The organism is Pseudarthrobacter sp. NamB4, assembly GCF_005796185.1.
GTDB lineage: Bacteria > Actinomycetota > Actinomycetes > Actinomycetales > Micrococcaceae > Arthrobacter.
Window position 1 is genome coordinate 48,082 of the sequence record NZ_VAHM01000009.1, and the last position, 18,582, is coordinate 66,663.

The 18,582-nt window shown below is 66.3% G+C and carries 17 protein-coding genes and 2 pseudogenes; 10 read left to right on the top strand and 9 right to left on the bottom strand.

Annotated features, from left to right (window positions below; genetic code table 11):
- Positions 1–36: 36 nt before the first annotated feature.
- The gene (locus FDW81_RS10230; RefSeq protein WP_138134075.1) at positions 37–2,385 is read left to right on the top strand and encodes a bifunctional SulP family inorganic anion transporter/carbonic anhydrase; all 2,349 of its coding nucleotides are present in this window, start codon (positions 37–39) and stop codon (positions 2,383–2,385) included.
- A gap of 114 nt (positions 2,386–2,499) precedes the next feature.
- Here FDW81_RS10230 and FDW81_RS10235 read toward each other — a convergent pair whose 3' ends face one another.
- From FDW81_RS10235 to FDW81_RS10245, 3 genes are read right to left on the bottom strand one after another with little or no spacing between them, the layout of a single operon-like run.
- Positions 2,500–3,444 carry a heme A synthase gene (locus FDW81_RS10235; protein ID WP_138134076.1) on the bottom strand — a complete coding sequence of 315 codons (945 nt, stop codon included), beginning with the start codon at positions 3,442–3,444 and terminating at the stop codon, positions 2,500–2,502.
- Positions 3,445–3,451: 7 nt separating this feature from the next.
- On the bottom strand, positions 3,452–4,258 hold the full coding sequence (locus FDW81_RS10240; RefSeq protein ID WP_370278916.1) for an ABC transporter permease: 807 nt from the start codon (positions 4,256–4,258) through the stop codon (positions 3,452–3,454).
- A complete protein-coding gene (locus tag FDW81_RS10245; RefSeq protein WP_138134077.1) occupies positions 4,255–5,223 on the bottom strand; it encodes an ABC transporter ATP-binding protein in 969 nt (322 codons plus the stop codon). Before FDW81_RS10245 ends, FDW81_RS10240 begins: the two co-directional genes overlap by 4 nt.
- A gap of 118 nt (positions 5,224–5,341) precedes the next feature.
- Here FDW81_RS10245 and FDW81_RS10250 point away from each other — a divergent pair, with 118 nt between their 5' ends.
- From FDW81_RS10250 to FDW81_RS10275, 6 genes are read left to right on the top strand one after another with little or no spacing between them, the layout of a single operon-like run.
- The gene (locus FDW81_RS10250) at positions 5,342–6,175 is read left to right on the top strand and encodes a metalloregulator ArsR/SmtB family transcription factor (RefSeq protein ID WP_138134078.1); all 834 of its coding nucleotides are present in this window, start codon (positions 5,342–5,344) and stop codon (positions 6,173–6,175) included.
- Positions 6,175–7,638, top strand: coding sequence for a Fe-S cluster assembly protein SufB (gene sufB / locus FDW81_RS10255; protein ID WP_138134079.1), 1,464 nt, complete (start codon positions 6,175–6,177; stop codon positions 7,636–7,638). Before FDW81_RS10250 ends, sufB begins: the two co-directional genes overlap by 1 nt.
- Positions 7,638–8,879: a Fe-S cluster assembly protein SufD gene (gene sufD, locus FDW81_RS10260; RefSeq protein ID WP_138134080.1), complete on the top strand. Its 1,242-nt coding sequence runs from the start codon at positions 7,638–7,640 to the stop codon at positions 8,877–8,879. The genes sufB and sufD overlap by 1 nt, the downstream gene beginning before the upstream one ends.
- 15 nt (positions 8,880–8,894) lie before the next feature.
- On the top strand, positions 8,895–9,248 hold the full coding sequence (locus tag FDW81_RS10265) for a non-heme iron oxygenase ferredoxin subunit (RefSeq protein WP_138134081.1): 354 nt from the start codon (positions 8,895–8,897) through the stop codon (positions 9,246–9,248).
- A 43-nt stretch (positions 9,249–9,291) separates the two neighbouring features.
- Entirely contained in the window at positions 9,292–10,086 is a 795-nt protein-coding gene (gene sufC, locus FDW81_RS10270; RefSeq protein WP_138134082.1) for a Fe-S cluster assembly ATPase SufC, read from the top strand.
- A 16-nt stretch (positions 10,087–10,102) separates the two neighbouring features.
- Positions 10,103–10,435, top strand: coding sequence for a metal-sulfur cluster assembly factor (locus FDW81_RS10275; protein WP_138134083.1), 333 nt, complete (start codon positions 10,103–10,105; stop codon positions 10,433–10,435).
- 78 nt (positions 10,436–10,513) lie between these two features.
- Here the strand turns inward: FDW81_RS10275 and FDW81_RS10280 are convergent, their stop codons facing one another.
- The gene (locus FDW81_RS10280; RefSeq protein ID WP_138134084.1) at positions 10,514–11,392 is read right to left on the bottom strand and encodes a neutral zinc metallopeptidase; all 879 of its coding nucleotides are present in this window, start codon (positions 11,390–11,392) and stop codon (positions 10,514–10,516) included.
- A gap of 59 nt (positions 11,393–11,451) precedes the next feature.
- Between FDW81_RS10280 and FDW81_RS10285 the strand changes: the two genes are divergently transcribed.
- Together FDW81_RS10285 and FDW81_RS10290 are read left to right on the top strand one after the other, a co-directional pair.
- Complete coding sequence (locus FDW81_RS10285) at positions 11,452–12,858, top strand: class I adenylate-forming enzyme family protein (RefSeq protein WP_138134085.1); 1,407 nt, start codon at positions 11,452–11,454, stop codon at positions 12,856–12,858.
- On the top strand, positions 12,848–14,026 hold the full coding sequence (locus FDW81_RS10290) for a thiolase family protein (protein ID WP_138134086.1): 1,179 nt from the start codon (positions 12,848–12,850) through the stop codon (positions 14,024–14,026). The genes FDW81_RS10285 and FDW81_RS10290 overlap by 11 nt, the downstream gene beginning before the upstream one ends.
- An 8-nt stretch (positions 14,027–14,034) precedes the next feature.
- Here FDW81_RS10290 and FDW81_RS10295 read toward each other — a convergent pair whose 3' ends face one another.
- The 5 genes and pseudogenes from FDW81_RS10295 to FDW81_RS18710 form a co-directional block, all read right to left on the bottom strand.
- Positions 14,035–14,658, bottom strand: a complete 624-nt coding sequence (locus FDW81_RS10295; protein ID WP_138134087.1) for an energy-coupling factor transporter transmembrane protein EcfT — start codon at positions 14,656–14,658, stop codon at positions 14,035–14,037.
- Complete coding sequence (locus FDW81_RS10300; RefSeq protein WP_138134088.1) at positions 14,655–15,380, bottom strand: energy-coupling factor ABC transporter ATP-binding protein; 726 nt, start codon at positions 15,378–15,380, stop codon at positions 14,655–14,657. The genes FDW81_RS10295 and FDW81_RS10300 overlap by 4 nt, the downstream gene beginning before the upstream one ends.
- Before the next feature lie 11 nt (positions 15,381–15,391).
- Positions 15,392–16,039 (bottom strand): biotin transporter BioY, encoded by a 648-nt coding sequence (locus FDW81_RS10305; RefSeq protein ID WP_138134089.1) that lies wholly within the window; start codon positions 16,037–16,039, stop codon positions 15,392–15,394.
- Positions 16,040–16,256: 217 nt separating this feature from the next.
- Positions 16,257–16,337, bottom strand: a pseudogene (locus tag FDW81_RS18455) (recombinase); the annotation flags it as partial.
- Positions 16,310–17,037 (bottom strand): annotated as a pseudogene (locus tag FDW81_RS18710) (trehalase-like domain-containing protein); the annotation flags it as partial. The pseudogenes FDW81_RS18710 and FDW81_RS18455, both read right to left, overlap by 28 nt.
- A gap of 821 nt (positions 17,038–17,858) precedes the next feature.
- On the opposite strand from FDW81_RS18710, the gene FDW81_RS10320 reads away from it, so the two are divergent.
- On the top strand, positions 17,859–18,368 hold the full coding sequence (locus tag FDW81_RS10320) for a GNAT family N-acetyltransferase (protein ID WP_138134090.1): 510 nt from the start codon (positions 17,859–17,861) through the stop codon (positions 18,366–18,368).
- The last annotated feature ends 214 nt before the right edge of the window (positions 18,369–18,582 follow it).

The window sequence follows — 18,582 nt, forward strand, 5'->3', positions numbered from 1 at the left end:
CTGGGACCGGTCCTGCCCGCAAGCAAAAGGAAACCCATGGCCCAGGCACACGATCCCGCCACCGTACCGTTCCCCAGCCACAGCCCGCCGCCGCAGCGGGGCCCTGGAGAACGCTCTTTCAGATTCCGCCGCCCAGCGGTCCTGCGGCACTTGGGGAAGGACGTCCCCGCATCACTGGTTGTCTTCCTGGTGGCGCTGCCGCTGTCGTTGGGAATTGCGGCCGCTTCGGGTGCACCCATCATGGCTGGCCTGATCGCCGCCGCGGTGGGCGGCCTCGTGGCAGGAAGCCTGGGCGGATCCCCGCTCCAGGTCAGCGGGCCCGCTGCCGGACTGACCGTCATCGTGGCAGGGCTGGTGGACGAATTCGGCTGGCAGACGACCTGCCTGATCACCGCGGCGGCCGGCGTCGTCCAGCTCCTGCTTGGGATCAGTCGCGTGGGTCGCGCGGCGCTGGCCGTCTCGCCGGTGGTGGTCAAGGCGATGCTGGCCGGCATCGGTATCACCATCATCCTGCAGCAGCTCCAGGTCCTGCTGGGTGCCAGCCCCGCCGGTTCCGCCCTTGAAAACCTCACCGCCCTTCCGGCGGCCATCACCAACGTGGAACTGCACGCCGCGCTGCTGGGGCTTGCCGTCGTCGCCATCCTCCTCGGCTGGAAGCACCTGCCTGTCGCTGTGCGGCGCGTCCCGGGTCCGCTGGCCGCCGTCGCGGCCGGCACCGGCCTGTCCGTGGCATTCGCTCCGGCGGTTGAGCGGATCTCCTTCAGCGGGTCGATTTTCGACGCCGTCGCCTTGCCGCAGCTGCCTGACGGAAACTGGCGGGCAGTCGCCTTCGCCGTGCTCTCGATGGCACTGATAGCCAGCATCGAATCCCTGCTCTCCGCCGTCGCCGTGGACAAGATGCAAAACGGCCCACGCACCAACCTCAACCGCGAGCTCTTGGGCCAGGGGGCAGCCAACATCGTCTCGGGCTCCATGGGCGGGCTGCCCGTCACGGGCGTCATTGTTCGCAGTGCCACCAACGTGGAGGCAGGGGCAGCCACCAGGGCTTCAGCCGTCCTGCACGGTGTGTGGGTCCTTGCCTTCTCCGCCCTCTTCGCGGGTCTGATCCAGCTCATCCCGCTGTCCGTCCTGGCAGGGCTGCTCGTGGTCATCGGCGCGCGCCTCATCAAAATCGCGGACATCAGGACGAGTCTGCGCACCGGGGATTTCCTGATCTACGCCGCCACGCTGCTCTGCGTGGTGTTCCTCAACCTGCTCGAAGGCGTAATGATCGGGCTGGCGCTGGCTGCGGCCAGCGTGCTGTGGCGGGTGCTGCGGGCGGCGGTGCAGGCACATCCGCCCGCCTCGCCGTCGGACCCCTGGCGGGTGACCATCACCGGCTCCTGCAGTTTCTTCGCCCTGCCCCGGCTCAACCGCGTGCTGCACGCAGTCCCCGCCGGCAAGCGCACCGTAGTGGAGCTGAACGCCGACTACCTGGACCATGCCTTCCGCGAGGCGCTGCTGGCCTGGAAGCACCAGTATGAGGCGGCCGGCGGCAGGGTCTGCCTCGAAGAACACGGAAACACTCTCTTCCAGGATGCAGCCCGCCAGGCGCCGAAACGGCAGGAAGCCCGGGAGCTTCCGCTGCCGCCCAGGACCTCCTGGCTTCAGCCGGCGGAAGCGCCGGAACCTGCTGGCAGCCAGGCAGGGAAGGACGTGGCTCCGCTGCAGCCGGTCCTGCTGGGCATCGACAAGTACCACCGGCGCTTTGCGGAACAGGTCCGTCCACTGGTGCAGGACCTGGCGGACGGCCAAAATCCGGACGCCCTGTTCGTGGCATGCGTTGATTCCCGCCTTAATCCCAACCTGATCACCAGCAGTGGGCCCGGCGACCTGCTGACCCTGCGGAACATTGGCAACGTGGTGTGCCACGACGGGCAGGACGCCTCGATCGACTCCGTCCTGTCCTTCGCCGTGAAGGGACTGGAGGTGGGCTCGATAGTGATCTGCGGGCACTCCAACTGCGGTGCCATGAAGGCCATCACCGATGCGGAGGGCAAGGGTCATGGTGCCCTGGGGCCGGGCTTCGATGCCTGGCTGGACCATGCCCGGCCCAGCTACCGCGAGCTGCTGGCTGGTCACCCGGTGGCGCAGGCGGCAGCCGACGCCGGCTTCTGCAGGTTGGACCAGCTCGGCATGGTCAACGTGGCCGTGCAGCTTGGCAAGCTGGAAACCCACCCGGTGGTGGGACCGGCACTCGCCTCGGGCAGCATCCAGGCAACCGGCCTGTTTTATGACATCGCTACGGCCCGTGTAGTGCTGGTGCATGCCGGGGGGATCGACTTCCTGGACACGGAACACGCCGCGGCACGATCCGGCGCTCCCGCTCCTGCGGTGGCAGGCTGAGCAGAAACCGCTGCACAGCGCAAAGCGCCCCGGTTCACAGATGAACCGGGGCGCTTCGTGCCGCAGGGACTGCGGCGGGCTGGCCGCGTCAGGCTTTCACCAGGCGCTGGACTACTACTTCGTGGGGCTGGACCGGGCGATGTCCCAGGCATTGGTCGCGGCTACCATCAGCAGCGCGGCCCCGAGCATGTGGGCGGCCACCAGCAGGGCAGGAATTCCGTTGTAGTACTGGGTGAACCCGATGACGGCCTGAAGCACCGTCACACCAAGCAATCCCAGGACGGCAGTGCGGACGGGGCCGGTGATCCGGCGCAGGAACACGAGTGCGAGGGCCACCAGGGTGCCGGCGGTAATGAGGTACGCGGGCACGGCATGGATGTGGGAGAAGAGGTCCCAGTCCAAGCCGTTGCGGGGGGCGTCAGCGTCCCCGGCGTGCGGACCCGCGCCGGTCACTACCACGCCGAGCATCACCGCAATGGCGGAGAAGAGCGCGACGGCGGCAGTCACCGGACGCATTACCCCAGGCAGGGCAGCATGGGGCACAGTGCGGAACCGCCCCGTCCGGGCAAAGGCCCGGTTGACCAGCAGCGTAGCGAACACGACCAAGGCCATCGAGACCAGGAAGTGCAGGCCCACCACCCAAGGGTTGAGGTTGGTGAGGACGGTGATGCCGCCAATCACGGCCTGTGCGGGGATACTGGCCAGCAAACCCAGGGCCAGGAGGAAAAGGTCACGGCGCTCCTTGCGGAGGTTCCACAGGTACACCAGCATCAGGGCAGCGACGGCGGCCAGGGCGAAGGTGAGGAGCCGGTTGCCGAATTCGATGAACCCGTGGATGCCCATCTCGGGGGTATTCACCAGTGAGGTGTCGGTGCAGCGGGGCCAGGTGGGGCAGCCGAGTCCTGATGACGTCAGGCGGACGGCTCCGCCCGTGACCACCAGCAGCGTCTGGCCGATCAGGGAAGCCACGGCCAGACGGCGGACGCTGGCATCCACACTGCGGGGCAGCCGTGAAGCCAGGCGGCCCGCGAACTCGGGAAGACGGAAGGTGGTGCTCACGGGTATCTCAATTCCACTTGAACCAACGGATCGCTGCTGCCCCGGCAATAACTGTCCAGAGCACCAGTATGAGGGCGGCGGAGCCATTGAGCGCACCGTGCAGGAAGGCGCCCCGCAGGGCCTCGCCGAGTGCGCCCGAGGGCAGGAACCCGACCACTTGCTGGGCGGCGGCCGGCAGCCGTTCAGCGGGAATTACGATCCCGCCCAGGGCACCCAGGAGTATCCACAGCAGGTTGGTGATGGCCAGCGTGGCTTCCGGCCGGACGGTTCCGGCAACCAGCAGCCCCAGGGCGGTGAAAGCGGCCGCACCCACCGCAAGGAGGATGAGTCCGGGAACCCAGCCCACCGCCGTCGGCTGCCAGCCCAGGGCGAGGCCCACGGCCGCCACCACCGCAACCTGCAGGCACAGCACGGCCAGGACAGAGAGGACCTTTCCCGCAATCAGTCCGCCGCGCCCAAGGGGCGTGGTGGAAAGGAAGCGGAGCACGCCATATCTCCGGTCGAAGCCGGTGGCGATGCCTTGGCCGGTAAACGCGGTGGACATGGCGCAGAGGGCAAGGATTCCCGGCACCGCCACGTCAATGCGGCTGGCCCCCAGTCCGTCCAGGAACGGCGTCACTGTCAGGCCAACGAGGGCCAGCAGCGGCAGCACCACGGCCAGGATCAGTTGCTCGCCGTTGCGCAGCATGGCCAGTGCCTCGTACTTGCCCTGCAGCATGACGCGCCGGTAGAGGGACGCGGGCTCCTGCCCGACGGGAGTGGCAGTGCTGAAGCCGGGAGCGGCGCCGGCGGCGTCCACGGGGGACGGGTTCATCGGATGTCCTTTCCCGATATGTCCAAAAAGACATCTTCAAGGCTACGCGCCTGCAGGGTCATGGAGGCGGGCATGATGCCGTTGGCGGCCCACCACGCCGTCAGGGCAGCGAGGTGCTGGGGGGTCAGGACTCCCGTGGCGCTGTAACTTCCCGCCCGCTCCTCAGCGACCACGACGTCGGCGGGCAGCACATCGGACAGGTCCAGTCCGGGCTTGGCCTCGAACGTGAGGGTCCGCACGTGGTCCGTGCCGGTTTCCACGGCCGGCCCGCGCCGCAGCAGTTCCTGCACGGTGCCCTCCGCAACGTTGCGGCCGCCGTCGATGATGTACACATAGTCCGCAAGCCGCTGGGCGTCGTCCATCAGGTGGGTGGTGAGGATAATCCCCATCCCTGCATCGCGCAGCTCCGTGATCAGTTCGAAGACCAGCTGGCGGGACTGGGGGTCCAGGCCGGCGCTCGGTTCATCCAGGAACAGAACCTCGGGCCTGCCCAGCAGCGCCGCGGCCAGCGCCAGGCGCTGTTTCTGTCCGCCCGAGAGCCGGCGGACGGTGGTCCGGCTGAACGTATCGATCCCGAGCCGCTCCGCCAGGTCATCCACCGGCCAGGGCCGGGCGTAGAGGCCGGCAATGTGCCGGAGCAGCGGAAGGGGCCGGGCCGACGGCGGGAGCCCGCCGTCCTGCAGCATCACGCCTACGCGGGAGCGCAGGTCAGCCCCTGCCGCCGCGGGGTCGTGGCCGAGCAGGGAGATGCTGCCGCCGCTGCGTTTCTGCAGGCCTTGCGCACATTCGAGCGTGGTGGTTTTGCCTGCGCCGTTGGCGCCCAGCAGGGCAGTGACCTGCCCGCGCTCGGCAATGAGTGAGATGCCGCTGACAACCCGGAGCATTTTGCCGTCCATACTGGACAGCGGACCTACATCCTTAACGAGCCCGTTAATGGACAGGACAGGGGACTGGGGCGATCGCACCCCAGTATTCTACGGGATGTAGTATTTTTCTCTGTCCGTTTGGCGGGAGGCAGGTCAGGTCAGCCTCGCCTTACTGGATCGCGGGACTAAATTACGACAACATTGTGTTGTGTATTCCATGAGCAATGCTACTGCTGTGCCTTTTGCCGGGCACGGAGCCGTCAAGGCTCCCGCAGACCGCGGTCCCGTGGCCGCCGGTCCGGTGGCCGATGCCGATGAGCGCACCCGGGACCGCGTTCTTTCGGCCGTCCTGGAGCATGGCCCGGTCAGCGCCGCTGAACTCGGCGACCTGCTGGGATTCACGCCGGCGGCAGTCCGGCGCCACCTGGACCATTTGTCCCGCGCAGGCGTTATTGAGGTCAAGCGGGTTGCCAAGTCCGGTGCCGGTGCAGGCCGTCCCGCCCGGCGGTATGTCCTCAGCTCCCAGGGCCAGTCCAGCCTTGGCAACGATTACCTGGGCATCGCTGCCCTTGCACTCCAGCAGCTCCAGAAAGTGGCGGGCCCTGATGCGGTCCGCGCCTTCGCCGTTGAGCGTTTTGCGGACATGGAACGCCGGTACGCGCCGGAAATCGAGAAGGCCGGCCCCGAGATTGCCGATCGGGCAAAGGCGCTGGCAGCGGCCCTGAGCCGCGACAACTTCGTGTCCTCCGCCGCTTCCATCGAGGCCAAAGCCCCGCTGTCCGCGGCCCTTTCCAGCGTGCAGCTCTGCCAGGGCCACTGCCCCATCCAGCAGCTCGCCGCCCGCTTCCCCGTGTTCTGCGACGTGGAAACCGAGGTCTTCTCAAGGCTGGTGGGCGTGGACGTGCGCCGGCTTTCCACACTGGCCCGCGGCGGCCACGTCTGCACCACCCACATTCCCACAGGCAGGCTGTCTGCCCAGCGGCCCACAAGGCCTTCAGCAGCCCCCGCCGGCCTGGATGAAGTAACCAACCATCAGCAAGAAAGGCCGTGATGACGGACCAACTATCAGAGAAAGCAGTCGCCGAAAACACTGTGATCTCGGAGATTCTGGAGAAGAATCCCGAGCTCCACGGCATCGGCAACTACGAGTACGGCTGGGCTGACAAGAACGACGTCGGCGCCAACGCACGCCGTGGGCTGGACGAAGAGGTTGTCCGGGACATTTCGGCCAAGAAGAGCGAGCCGGAGTGGATGCTCGACCTCCGCCTCAAGGGCCTGAAGTACTTCGACCGGAAGCCCATGCCCACTTGGGGTGCGGACCTGTCCGGCATCGACTTCGACAACATCAAGTACTTCGTCCGCTCCACCGAGAAGCAGGCTGCCACCTGGGAGGACCTGCCCGAGGATATCCGCAACACGTACGAAAAGCTGGGCATCCCGGAAGCCGAGCGCAGCCGCCTGGTCTCCGGCGTTGCCGCGCAGTACGAGTCCGAGGTTGTCTACCACCAGATCCGTGAAGACCTTGAGGCCCAGGGCGTCATCTTCCTGGACACCGACACCGCGCTGAAGGAGCACCCGGAGATTTTCCAGGAGTACTTTGGCACCGTCATCCCCGTGGGCGACAACAAGTTCGCGTCGCTGAACACCGCCGTGTGGTCGGGCGGCTCCTTCGTGTACGTGCCCAAGGGCGTCCACGTTGACATCCCGCTGCAGGCATACTTCCGCATCAACACGGAAAACATGGGCCAGTTCGAGCGGACCCTGATCATCGCCGACGAGGACTCCTACGTCCACTACATCGAAGGCTGCACCGCGCCCATCTACACCTCGGATTCCCTGCACTCCGCCGTGGTGGAGATCGTGGTGAAGAAGGGTGCCCGCGTCCGGTACACCACCATCCAGAACTGGTCCAACAATGTGTACAACCTGGTGACCAAGCGTGCCGTCTGCGAAGCGGGCGCCACCATGGAATGGGTCGATGGCAACATCGGCTCAAAGGTCACCATGAAGTACCCGGCCGTTTACCTCGTAGGTGAGCACGCCAAGGGCGAGACGCTCTCCATCGCCTTCGCCGGCGAGGGCCAGCACCAGGACACGGGTTCCAAAATGGTGCACATTGCCCCGAACACCAAGAGCTCCATCATCTCCAAGTCCGTGGCCCGCGGCGGCGGACGTGCAGCCTACCGCGGCCTGGTCCAGGTCCGTGAAGGCGCCAAGCACTCCGCCAACACCGTCCGCTGCGACGCGCTCCTGGTGGACACCATCAGCCGCTCGGACACCTACCCGTACATAGACATCCGTGAAGACGATGTGCAGCTGGGACACGAGGCAACTGTCTCCCGCGTCAGCGAAGAGCAGCTGTTCTACCTCATGTCCCGCGGCATGCCCGAGGACGAGGCCATGGCCATGATCGTGCGCGGCTTTATCGAGCCGATCGCCCGTGAGCTGCCCATGGAATACGCCCTCGAGCTGAACCGCCTCATCGAACTCCAGATGGAAGGATCCGTCGGTTAATGACTGCCGAAGCAACTACCGAAAAGGCGCGCATCGGCGCTCCGTCGATCGCCGGTTTCACTGAGGAGGGCGAACAGCTCGTTGCCTCCAAGGTGGACCGCCACCACAGCCACGGCGTGCAGGTCATGGCATCCCGCGCTGAACGGCTCACCAGCCACGACGTCGCGGACTTCGCCCTGCCCAACGGGCGTGAAGAGGAATGGCGCTTCACCCCCGTCCGGGAGCTGGCCAACCTGCTCTCCGATGCGCCCACCGACGGTGACGTGCTGAGCGTTTCCGTGGAGGCCCCCGAGGCTTTCGTGCTTCGCACGCTGCGTGCAGGCGAGGCCCCCCGCGGTGCCACCCTGGTCCCGGCCGACCGTGCAGCCGTCGTGGCTTCCGCCAACACCGACGAAGCGCTGTTCATCCAGATCCCGGCGAACGCCGAGCTGGACGAGCCCGTCCGCGTGCTGCTGACGGGCAAGGGCGCCGGCCGGCGCTCGAACTCCCACCACGTCATCGAAGCCGGCGAGAACAGCCGCGCCGTGGTCATCCTCGAGCACGACGGGTCTGCAGACCACAACGGCAACGTTGAGGTCTTCGTCCGCGGCGGCGCCCAGCTGACGGTGGTTTCCGTCCAGCTTTGGGAAGATGACGCCAAGCACCTGGCCCAGCACGACGCCGAGGTTGCCAAGGACGCCGTCTACAAGCACATCGCGGTGACGCTCGGCGGCAAGATCATCCGCATGAACTCCAACGTCCGGTTCGCCGGCGAAGGAGCAGAGGCGGAGCTCCTTGGACTGTACTTCGCCGACGCCGGGCAGCACCTCGAGCACCGTTCGTTCGTGGACCACAACGTGGCCAACTGCAAGTCCAACGTGCTGTACAAGGGCGCACTGCAGGGCAAGGGCGCGCACACCGTGTGGGTGGGCGACGTCCTCATTCAGAAGCAGGCTGAAGGCACCGACTCCTACGAGAAGAACCAGAATCTGGTCCTGACCGACGGCTGCCGCGCGGACTCCGTTCCGAACCTGGAGATCGAGACCGGCCTGATTGAGGGTGCCGGGCACGCCAGCGCCACCGGCCGTTTCGATGACCAGCACCTGTTCTACCTGATGGCACGCGGCATTCCGGAAGACGTGGCCCGCCGCCTGGTGGTCCGTGGCTTCCTGAACGAAATCATCCAGCAGATCAAGGTGCCGGCCCTCGAGGATCGCCTCACCGAAGCTGTGGAACGCGAACTCGCCGCAGGCGACAACTAGGAACGGCAGGAACGTATGAGCGGGAAGCCCAAGGGCGAGCTGGTTTGCAGCGCCAACGACATCCAGGTCAAGCAGGCGCTGCGCATCCTGATCGACGACTACCCGGTAGCAGTTGTCCGCGATTCGATGGGCGAAATCCACGCCATCGGGGACACGTGCTCCCACGCTGACATCTCCCTTTCCGAAGGGGACGTGGAAGGCTGCGCGATCGAATGCTGGGGCCACGGCTCCCAGTTCGACCTGCGCAGCGGCCAGCCGCTCCAGCTTCCCGCCTACGATCCAGTTCCGGTGTTCGCCGTCGAACTGGACGGCGACGACGTCTACGTGGACGTCACCAACGTTTTGAACGGCGCCGCAGTCAACAACTGAGCGCCCGGCAGCACCAGACTTACGAACGAACAGAAAGAAGAGCATGTCTACTCTTGAGATCAAGGACCTGCACGTCAGCATTGACACCGAGCAGGGCACCAAGGAGATCCTGAAGGGCGTCAGCCTGACCATCCGGACCGGCGAAACCCACGCCATCATGGGCCCCAACGGTTCCGGCAAGTCCACCCTGGCATCCACCATCGCAGGCCACCCCCGCTACACCGTCACCAGCGGGTCCATCACACTGGACGGCGAAAATGTCCTGGAGATGAGCGTAGACGAGCGTGCCCGCGCCGGCGTCTTCCTGGCCATGCAGTACCCGGTGGAGGTCCCCGGTGTGACCATGACCAACTTCCTGCGCACCGCCAAGACCGCCATCGACGGCCAGGCTCCGGCCCTGCGTACCTGGACCAAGGACGTCAAGGCTGCCATGGAGCAGCTGCGCATTGACGCCGACTTCGCCCAGCGCAACGTCAACGAGGGCTTCTCCGGCGGTGAGAAGAAGCGCGTGGAGATCCTGCAGCTGGAACTCTTCAAGCCGAAGTTCGCCGTCCTGGACGAGACCGACTCGGGCCTGGACGTTGACGCACTCAAGGTTGTCTCCGAGGGTGTCAACCGCGCTCACGCCCAGGGCAACATGGGTACCCTGCTGATCACCCACTACACCCGAATCCTTCGCTACATCAAGCCTGACTTCGTACACGTGTTCGTGGACGGCCAGGTTGTTGAAGAGGGCGGTCCGGAGCTGGCCGACCGCCTTGAAGAAGAAGGCTACGACCGCTACGCCAAGGGCGCCGGTTCCGCCGTCGCCGCCCCCGTTGCGGCACCGGCCCAGTAAACAAAGGACACCTGCCATGACCGAAATCAACGCGGCCCGCACGAGCCTTGAGGACGTCGAAGAGGCGCTCAAGGACGTGATCGACCCCGAGCTCGGCGTCAACGTGGTGGACCTCGGCCTGCTCTACGGCCTGAAGTACTCCGACGACGACGGCGCGCTGCTGATCGACATGACCCTGACCACCGCCGCATGCCCGCTCACCGATGTGCTCGAGGAGCAGGTGGGCCAGGCCCTGGACGGCGTGGTGGATGACTGGCGCCTGAATTGGGTCTGGATGCCGCCATGGGGTCCGGAACGGATCACCGACGACGGCAAGGACCAGATGCGGGCCCTCGGCTTCAACATCTAAAACAGCCAAAGTACGACGACGGCCGGTTGCCTTCCCCGCGGAAGGCAACCGGCCGTCGTCGGCGTTTAAGCGTGGGAGCTAAAGGGCAGGCGCGCTGAACGTGTCGCACTGGTTGATGTCGCCGGTCTCGTACCCGGTGTAGAACCACCGCTGGCGCTGCTCGCTGGAGCCGTGGGTCCACGCTTCCGGGGTCACCCGTCCCGTGGCTGCCTCCTGGATCCGGTCATCGCCTACGGCGGACGCGGCGGACAGTGCGTCGTTGAGGTCCTGCTGGGTGAGGGCCTCCAGGAACGGCTGGCCGCCGGGTCCAGGCTGCGTTGAGGCGTGCTTCGCCCACAGCCCGGCGTAGCAGTCGGCCTGCAGTTCGACGCGAACCGCCCCGGACTCAGGGCCCTGCGGGTCCTGCTGCGCCTGGTCGAGGTTGCCCAGCACGTTCTGGATGTGGTGCCCGAACTCATGGGCCACCACGTACTCCTGCGCCAGCGGCCCGCCGGAGGAGCCGAAGCGGTTAACAAGTTCGGTGAAGAATCCGGGGTCGAAGTAGGCGGTGGTGTCGGCCGGGCAGTAGAAGGGGCCCACGGCGCTGGACGCAGTTCCGCAGCCGGTGTTGACAGCCTGATCGAAAATGACCGTCTCCGGCTGCGGGTACCGGACGTTGTACTGCTGCAGGTATGCCGGCCAGAAGGCGTTGAGGCTGTTTACCGTTCCGGTGATCCTGCAGTCGACACGTGCGTCGGCGTCGGCTCCGGTTTCGCAGGCGGGTGCCGTCCCCTCGGCCTGGGGCGGCTGCCCGGTGCCGGCCAGTCCTTCCAGCAACTGCGGGTTTACTCCCAGGAGCGCGGCGATGAGCAGGATGAGCCCGCCGCCGATGCCGCCGCCTACCTTCGCTCCGCGGCCCATGCCGCGTCTGTCCTGGACCTGTGATGGGTCCAGCTGCACGTTGTCATTGAAACTCATAGAGTCACATTACCCGCGGCCCCGCGGCTGAACCCGTGCCGGCCGGTAAAGTTGATCCGATGCCTTTCCTCAACCGTATCCAGCGCTGGGCCGAAGAACGGCCGCACGACACCGCCGTGGTGGTGGCCGGCCGCCGCCTGTCCTGGGCCGACCTCCGGCAGTCCGCAGCGGCGCTGGTACCGCATACGAAATCAGTAACGACGCTCTGCGAGGCCAATTCGGTGGAGTTTGCAGCACGGTTTGCTGCTGCGGTGGCGGGAGGGCGCCAGTGCGCCGTCCTCGACCCGGCGTGGCCAATCCAGCTGCAGGAGGACATCAGGCGGCGGGTTGAGGCCTCTGCGCAGCCGGCCGCGGTGTCCCCGGATGATGAGCTTGCCGACGGCGCGCCGGAGGCGGCCTTCCTGGTCGGCCTCACGTCCGGCACCACCTCCGTCCCAAAGGCCTTTACCCGGTCCCGGCGTTCCTGGCAGGAGTCATTCGAGGCTTCCATTGAATTCTTCGGGCTTCACCAGGACGACGTGACGCTGGCGCCGGGCCCGCTGGCCGCCAGCCTCAACCTCTACGCTTTGGCGGAATGCCTTTACGCCGGGTCCGAGTTCCAGACCCTTGAGAACTTCGACGTCGGCGACGTCCATGCGGCCATCACGCACGACCACGTGACCCGGCTGGTGCTGGTGCCAACCATGCTGAGGATGCTCAGCGAACGCGGACTGGCAGGCTGCGTGGACGCTTCAGGGGTCCGCACCATCATCTGTGCGGGCTCGAAGCTGGACGCGCGCACCCTCGAAGCTGCCCGCCGCTGGGCCCCCAACGCCACCATCTTCGAGTACTACGGCGCGTCCGAGCTCAGCTTTGTATCCGGGGCGGGCCTGCCGGCGCGGCAGCTGGCGGTGCTCGGCGGAACGGGGATCGGGCGCGCCTTTCCCGGCGTGAAGGTGCGGATTTTGGACGACTCGGGGCAGCCCCTGCCGGAGGGGGAAGCGGGGAACATCTGCGTCCGCAGCGCCATGGTCAGCAACGGCTACCTCTGGGGTGACGACGGTCAGGCCCTGAACTCCTTTGACGGCTGGTACACCGTGGGGGACCAGGGGTACCTCGCGGAGGGGGAGCTGCACATCCTGGGCCGCCGCTCGGACATGATCCTGACGTCCGGCAAGAACGTTTACCCGCACGAGGTTGAACTGGCACTGGCAGCTGTGCCCGGAGTGTCCGCTGCCGTTGCCGCCGGAATGCCTGACGACCTGCGCGGCCAGCGGGTGGTGGCCGGCGTGCTTCCCTCGCACGGTGCACTGACTGCAACCCAGCTACGGGCCGGACTTGAGGACATCCTTCCCCGGGACAAGAGGCCGCTTCAGTATTACCTGCTGTCGGAGCTTCCCGTCACGGAGCGCGGCAAGGTCAGCCGGAACCTGCTGCTGGAGTGGATTGGTTCCCGGGACCGGAGGGTAAGGGCCCTTGACGCCTGAGCTCCTCCCGGCCGGCCGGCAGCCCGTGATCATCGCCGCGCGGCGCACTCCTGTGTGCCGCACCAACGGCGTTTTGCGGAGCCTGCGGGCGCATGAACTGCTGGCGCCGGTGCTCCGGGAGTTGGTTGCTGTAGCCGGCCCCGAACCGGGAGCTGTGAGCGACGTGGTGATAGGCAACGCCGTGGGCGGCGGCGGCAACGTGGCGCGCCTTGCGCTGCTGGAAGCCGGGCTGCCGGTGACTGTTCCCGGGGTTACGGTGGACCGCCAGTGCGGCTCGGGCCTTGACGCCATCGTCCTCGCCTCCCGGCTGGTTGCCGCGGGCGGGGATCCCCTGTTTCTCGCCGGGGGAGTGGAGAGCACCAGCACGGCGCCCCTGCGTGCCCACCGCAATGACGGCGGCGTGCCGCAGTTCTACCGGCGCGCCCAGTTTGTGCCGCACAGCTTCGGTGACCCGGACATGGGCACCGCCGCGGAGACCGTGGCCCAGAAGTTCGGGATCAGCAGGGACAGGCAGGATGCCTTTGCCCTGCGCAGCCACCGCCTGGCCCTGGCCGCCGCCAAAGCGGGCCATTTCGACGACGAACTGGTTCCGCTGGTGACGGGCGCCGGGACTGTTGCCGGCGACGACGGCCCGCGCCGTGGCCTAAACGCTGGGGTCATGGCGCGGTTTCCGCCCGCCTTCGTGGGCGGGGGAACTGTCACCGCGGGGAACTCCTGCTTCGACGCGGACGCCGCCTCCGCCGTCGTCATCACTTCCCTGCAGCGCGCGCTGGGCATGGGTGCTGCTGACTGCCTGCTGGTGCGGGGCGCCGGGACGGCGGGAGTGGAGCCGGAGGTGCTGGGGGTCGGCGCCGCCGCCGCGGCACGGGACGTACTGGCTTCAGCGGAGTTGCCGGCCGATGCCCTGGCTTTGGTGGAATTCAATGAGGCCTTCGCGTCGCAAACGCTTGCGTGCCTTGACGGGCTGGATATTGACGCGGAGCGGGTGAACCTTGACGGCGGGGCGCTGGCTTTGGGCCACGCCTACGGAGCGTCCGGGGCTGTCCTGGTGACCCGCCTGCTGGCCCAGGCGCGCCGGGCGGGGACTCCGGGAAGCCTGGCGCTGGCCATGATCAGCAGCGCTGGCGGCATGGGGACGGCGGCGCTGCTGGAATACCAGCGGTTGTAGGCCGCCGTTCAGTTTTCCGCTTCGCCGAGCCCACGGGCGGCGAGCGCCTCACCTGTCTGGCGGGCGAAGGCCACCGAGGTGATGAACACCGGCAGGACCAACGCGCGGGGGTTGCGCTCCAGGCCCCTTGCCCTGGCTGAGTCCCGAACGTCGGCGAAGGTCCCGGCGATGTAGGGGATGCTGCGCAGCATGATGCCGATGGTCAGGGCGAAGCGCTCCGGGTCCGCGCCGAACCTCTTGAAGGGCGCGGCGGTCTTGACCACGCCGTCGAGGAGCCGCTGCACCGGGGTGGTGGCAGTCAGCAGCGATGCGGCCACCACGCAGACCGTGATGTTCAGGACAATCCTGGCCGCTGTTGGTGCGCCCAGCATCCACCACTGGAAAACTCCGATGACCAGCAGGACGGCCGCCAGCGGTCGGATGGCACCCCACAGCTTCTTCAGTCCGGTGCCGCTGAGGAGGAAAAGGCCGCTAAGGGCAGCGAGTACTGCTGCTGACATGCGCCAGTCCACGATGATGAACGAGGCCAGGCCGCAGCCGAAGACCAGCAGGAATTTCAGGGCCAGCGGTGCCCGGTGGATGAGCGAAGTCCCGGGTACGTAGTTGGCGAGCAGGAAGCCGTGGCCCCTCATCGCCGCGGCCTGGTCTGTGCGCCGTCCAGGCACAGTGCCCGGTATGCTGCCACGGCATCTGCGGGGGCGCCGTCAAAGGCAACCTGTCCCTGTTCGATGACCAGCACCCGGTCCATGTCCAGGGCCAACTCCAGGTCGTGAGTGGACATGATGACCTGCTGCTCCAGCCCGGTGAGCGTTGCGCGCAGGAGTTCGCGGTTGCGGAGGTCCAAAAGGGTGGACGGTTCATCCAGCACCAGTACTTGTGGATCCACTGCAAGAACTGCTGCCAGGGCCATCAGTTGCCGCTCCCCGCCGGACAGTTCGTAGATGCTCTGGTCCGCCAGGTGCAGCAGCCCCAGCCGGTCCAAAGCTGCTTCTGCCTGCCTGCGCCGCTCGGCGCCGTTCTTGACGATGCGGCGCAGGGACAGCTCCACGTCCTCCCGCCCGGTGGGCATGACCAGCTGGGACAGGGGATCGGTGAAGACAAAGCCGACATTCCGCCGGACTTTCCGCACGGCACGGACGGTGTCCTCGCCGTCGACCGTAACCCTGCCCGCGGTGGGCTGGACCAGCCCGTTGACCAGGCGCAGCAGGGTGGACTTCCCGGAGCCGTTGGCGCCGATGACGCCGATCCGCTTCTCGGAGAGCTGCAGGTTGATTCCGTCCAGGAGGACCTTAGGCTCGGGGGAGTGGTCCGTTTCGACGGCGACTGTCACGTGGTCAAAGGTTACGGCCGGCATGGCGGGGTGCTCTAGGCCGTGGCAGCGGGCTTGGGGGTGCTGCGGCGGGCGCGGCGCACCAGGATGTCCGGGAAGGCGCGGTGGAGGGCGACGGCGATGAGGGCAGCGAGGATGTTCTTGACGATGTCACCGGGGTAGAAGACAAGGTCGCTCAGGAAGGCCTGGCCAAGGGTGGCCTTTGTGTTAAGGGCGATGCCGGCGACGCCCAGTGAGTGCACCACAAGGATGCTGGTGGCCATGGCGGAGAGAAAGAACCAGAGAGCGCGTGCTTTGGTGGTCCGGCGGATCACTATGGTGGCGAGCCATCCGACGATGCCGGCGGCGATGGGGAAGGCGATAATGTAGCCGGCGGAGGGGCCTGCCAGGATGCCGAGGCCGCTGCGGCCCTGGCTGAAGATGGGGAGGCCTGCGAGGCCCAGCAGGACGTAGAGGCCGACGGCGGCGAAGCCCCTGCCCGGGCCGAGGACCAGGCCGGTGAGCATGACGGTCAGGGTCTGGAAGGTGATGGGGACGCCGAAGCCGTTGACCGCGAGGCCGGGGACCAGCGCGGCGCCGGCCACGAGGGCGGCGAAGACGGCGATGAGGCCAAGATCGGTGGCGTTCCAGCGGCGGCGGCCGGTTGGGGATGTTTTCTTGACGGCGGTGTCGGTGTTGCTCATGGGGTGTCCTGTCGGGTTTGTACAAGTGGAATCTAGGGTAGTTCCGACGCTACAGCCGTGCGAGCCGGCCCATTTTGTAGGGCGCCTACTAATGCAGGCCCCCGTTGCTGAGGGTTGGATACAATCTGCATCAGATTCTCCGTTACAGCGCAGCGGGGTTTTGCTGCCGCCGGTTGTGCTTCTTTCAGGCGGGCTCGGTCCAGTTCGCGGTAAACGGCGCAATCTGATGGGCGTCACGCACCGAGCGGGCGAGGGGGTCCAGTTTGGTGACAACGAAGGTGTCCCCGGCCCGGGATGCGCGGCGGTACTCATCCAGCAGATTTGGCGTCCGGCGTTATCAGGGCCGTGGAGGTGCCGTTGCCGGTCATCAAGTGCCGCTCCAGTCCTACGCCGTCCTCGCCGAAGAGCCATGCCCGCCGCAGCTCAAACAGGATGGCAAGGACCCTCGCGAAGGACTCCGGATCGCGCAGCCGGTGCCCCGCACGCGTTTCCTCGGGGCCGACGCGCAGCCCCATGTCCGGGCCCCGCAAGGTGGCCGTGGCGAGTTCGTCGCTGTGTGCGTCCGCTGCGTACAGGGCGGCGCTGGCGCCCACCCTGGACCTGAGGTTTGCCAGGGCATCAGCTTTGCACGGCTCCATCACGGACAGGTCCAGGACAGACCCCTCCACGATGAAGAACAGCCCGTGCTCACGTGCGATGTCCCTGGTGGTGGCGGTTACTGCCGCCACTACGTCCGCCGCGGCTGGACGGGTGTGGATGGACACGGCCACAGGTTTCCGTGCAAGCCAGAAGCCCTTCTGAAATCCCGCCGCTTCCTTGAGCGCAACGCTGACTTTCTGCAGGACCGCTTCAGTTGCCCAGTGGCTGTACGTGTGCGAACTCCATGTCCGACTCAGCGCCTTGCGAGCCAATCAGGTGCACTTCGCCGGCAGCCGGGACACGGCGGCCAGGTCACGGAGGAAGCGCCCGGAGATGACGGCGGTATGGGTGTTGGGCAGCGGAGTCGGCCATGCTTTGGTTCAACGGCGTTGGCATTCGCACCCCTCAAAGCCGGAAAGGCAGTCGCAAGATGTCGGCGGCGACCGGGTGGTGCCCTCACCGATATCCCAAAAGGACCCCGGCGGGACGCTTGTCATGGTCCGCCCGGGCAGTTTCCCCTGAATGTCCCAATGATTGCCGCGGTGTTTGGTCCGCACGCGGAAAAGGACGACGGCGGCCCGTAATCGTCGTCGCCCTTTCGATGCCCTGGGCAGCGTCAATATGCGGATCCGGAGAGACGACCCTTAATTCCCAGCACCAGCGCTAAGTCACGGCATTAAACCGCAGCATCACTGCACGGAAACGGCGCCGCAACCTCTCGGGCCTAGGCTCGAAGCGAGGACGAGACTAGGAGGACCTGATCATGACGGCAGACAGGGACTGAATCTCGGTCATGCACGGAACTTTCACCAGGAACCCAGATTGAAGTTTGGCACCATGGACGGCTTATTTACCACGGGCGGGTCAGCGCGCCCATTCCATCCATGGCTATGTCTTGGATCATCGACGGACGAAACGGGACCCGCAAACTCCTCGACATCGAAGCACTGGACGTCATCCCGCTCCCCGGCCCACCCCTTGCAGCAGAGCAAGAGCGACGCCCCACGCCGGCGGCCTGATTCCCGCGGCGGCCCCCGACGTGGCCCACCATGCCAACAAAGCATCCAAGCGGAAGCAAATCACGGATGTGGGGAGCGTTTCTGCAGCCCTTCCGCTGGCGCAGAAGCGACCCACACTTTTGTGCACAAAGTTTGATTTCTTTATCGGCGGAAGTCAGGTCATGGTTTCTCTAATCTCACTGGCGGTACTTCTTGAGCCGCAGGATCTCAAACCCGCAGTCCTGTCCCCCCGGAGAATCAAAGCCGCGGACGTGCCGAGACTTGCAGATCTTTATCTGCATGCCTACGCCGACGGGACCTACAATCCGAACACAGAAAAAGCAGCCGACAGGATCAGGGCCATCTTCGAAGGTGCCCGCGGTGCCCCCATTCCCGAAGCATCCTTCTTAACGGCTGACGCAGACGGGAACATCATCGCAGCCATCGTCACCACGAACAGAGTACTCGGAGATCACGGGTCGGAAACCGCCTTCGTAGCAGAACTTTTCACCCACCCCGATCACCGCCGCAAGGGCCTCGCCGAACGACTCCTCAAGCACGCCATGCACGCCCTGCACCGTGCGGGACACAGAACCCTGGCCGTGACCGTAAATATCGACAACGCCGCCGCCCTCGCCCTCTACCTGTCCCGAGACTTTCGCCGCCTCACCCAACCTGCCGAAAACAACTAAGTCAGGTTTTTTCGATGGGGGACGCAAATCGGGGTTCATCTTTCGCCAGTTCCCTCCGGAGGGTGGGAGGGCCATTATTAGGAATACAGGGCCGTGTGATTTGTGTCGGAGGCTGCCATGATGTATGACCTGCCGTGCAGGACACGGATGGCAACTTGAGCATGCCGACGACGGGAAGGTTTACAGGCGGTGTCGGCGCTGCGACAAGGATGAG

What these genes read in the sequence shown, in the direction of transcription:
- FDW81_RS10230 (WP_138134075.1), top strand. Translation starts at nt 37, where the DNA reads ATGGCCCAGGCACACGATCCCGCCACCGTACCGTTCCCCAGCCACAGC.
- FDW81_RS10240 (WP_370278916.1), bottom strand. Translation starts at nt 4,258, where the DNA reads ATGAACCCGTCCCCCGTGGACGCCGCCGGCGCCGCTCCCGGCTTCAGC.
- FDW81_RS10250 (WP_138134078.1), top strand. Translation starts at nt 5,342, where the DNA reads ATGAGCAATGCTACTGCTGTGCCTTTTGCCGGGCACGGAGCCGTCAAG.
- sufB (WP_138134079.1), top strand. Translation starts at nt 6,175, where the DNA reads ATGACGGACCAACTATCAGAGAAAGCAGTCGCCGAAAACACTGTGATC.
- sufD (WP_138134080.1), top strand. Translation starts at nt 7,638, where the DNA reads ATGACTGCCGAAGCAACTACCGAAAAGGCGCGCATCGGCGCTCCGTCG.
- FDW81_RS10265 (WP_138134081.1), top strand. Translation starts at nt 8,895, where the DNA reads ATGAGCGGGAAGCCCAAGGGCGAGCTGGTTTGCAGCGCCAACGACATC.
- sufC (WP_138134082.1), top strand. Translation starts at nt 9,292, where the DNA reads ATGTCTACTCTTGAGATCAAGGACCTGCACGTCAGCATTGACACCGAG.
- FDW81_RS10275 (WP_138134083.1), top strand. Translation starts at nt 10,103, where the DNA reads ATGACCGAAATCAACGCGGCCCGCACGAGCCTTGAGGACGTCGAAGAG.
- FDW81_RS10280 (WP_138134084.1), bottom strand. Translation starts at nt 11,392, where the DNA reads ATGAGTTTCAATGACAACGTGCAGCTGGACCCATCACAGGTCCAGGAC.
- FDW81_RS10285 (WP_138134085.1), top strand. Translation starts at nt 11,452, where the DNA reads ATGCCTTTCCTCAACCGTATCCAGCGCTGGGCCGAAGAACGGCCGCAC.
- FDW81_RS10295 (WP_138134087.1), bottom strand. Translation starts at nt 14,658, where the DNA reads ATGAGGGGCCACGGCTTCCTGCTCGCCAACTACGTACCCGGGACTTCG.
- FDW81_RS10300 (WP_138134088.1), bottom strand. Translation starts at nt 15,380, where the DNA reads ATGCCGGCCGTAACCTTTGACCACGTGACAGTCGCCGTCGAAACGGAC.
- FDW81_RS10305 (WP_138134089.1), bottom strand. Translation starts at nt 16,039, where the DNA reads ATGAGCAACACCGACACCGCCGTCAAGAAAACATCCCCAACCGGCCGC.
- FDW81_RS10320 (WP_138134090.1), top strand. Translation starts at nt 17,859, where the DNA reads ATGGTTTCTCTAATCTCACTGGCGGTACTTCTTGAGCCGCAGGATCTC.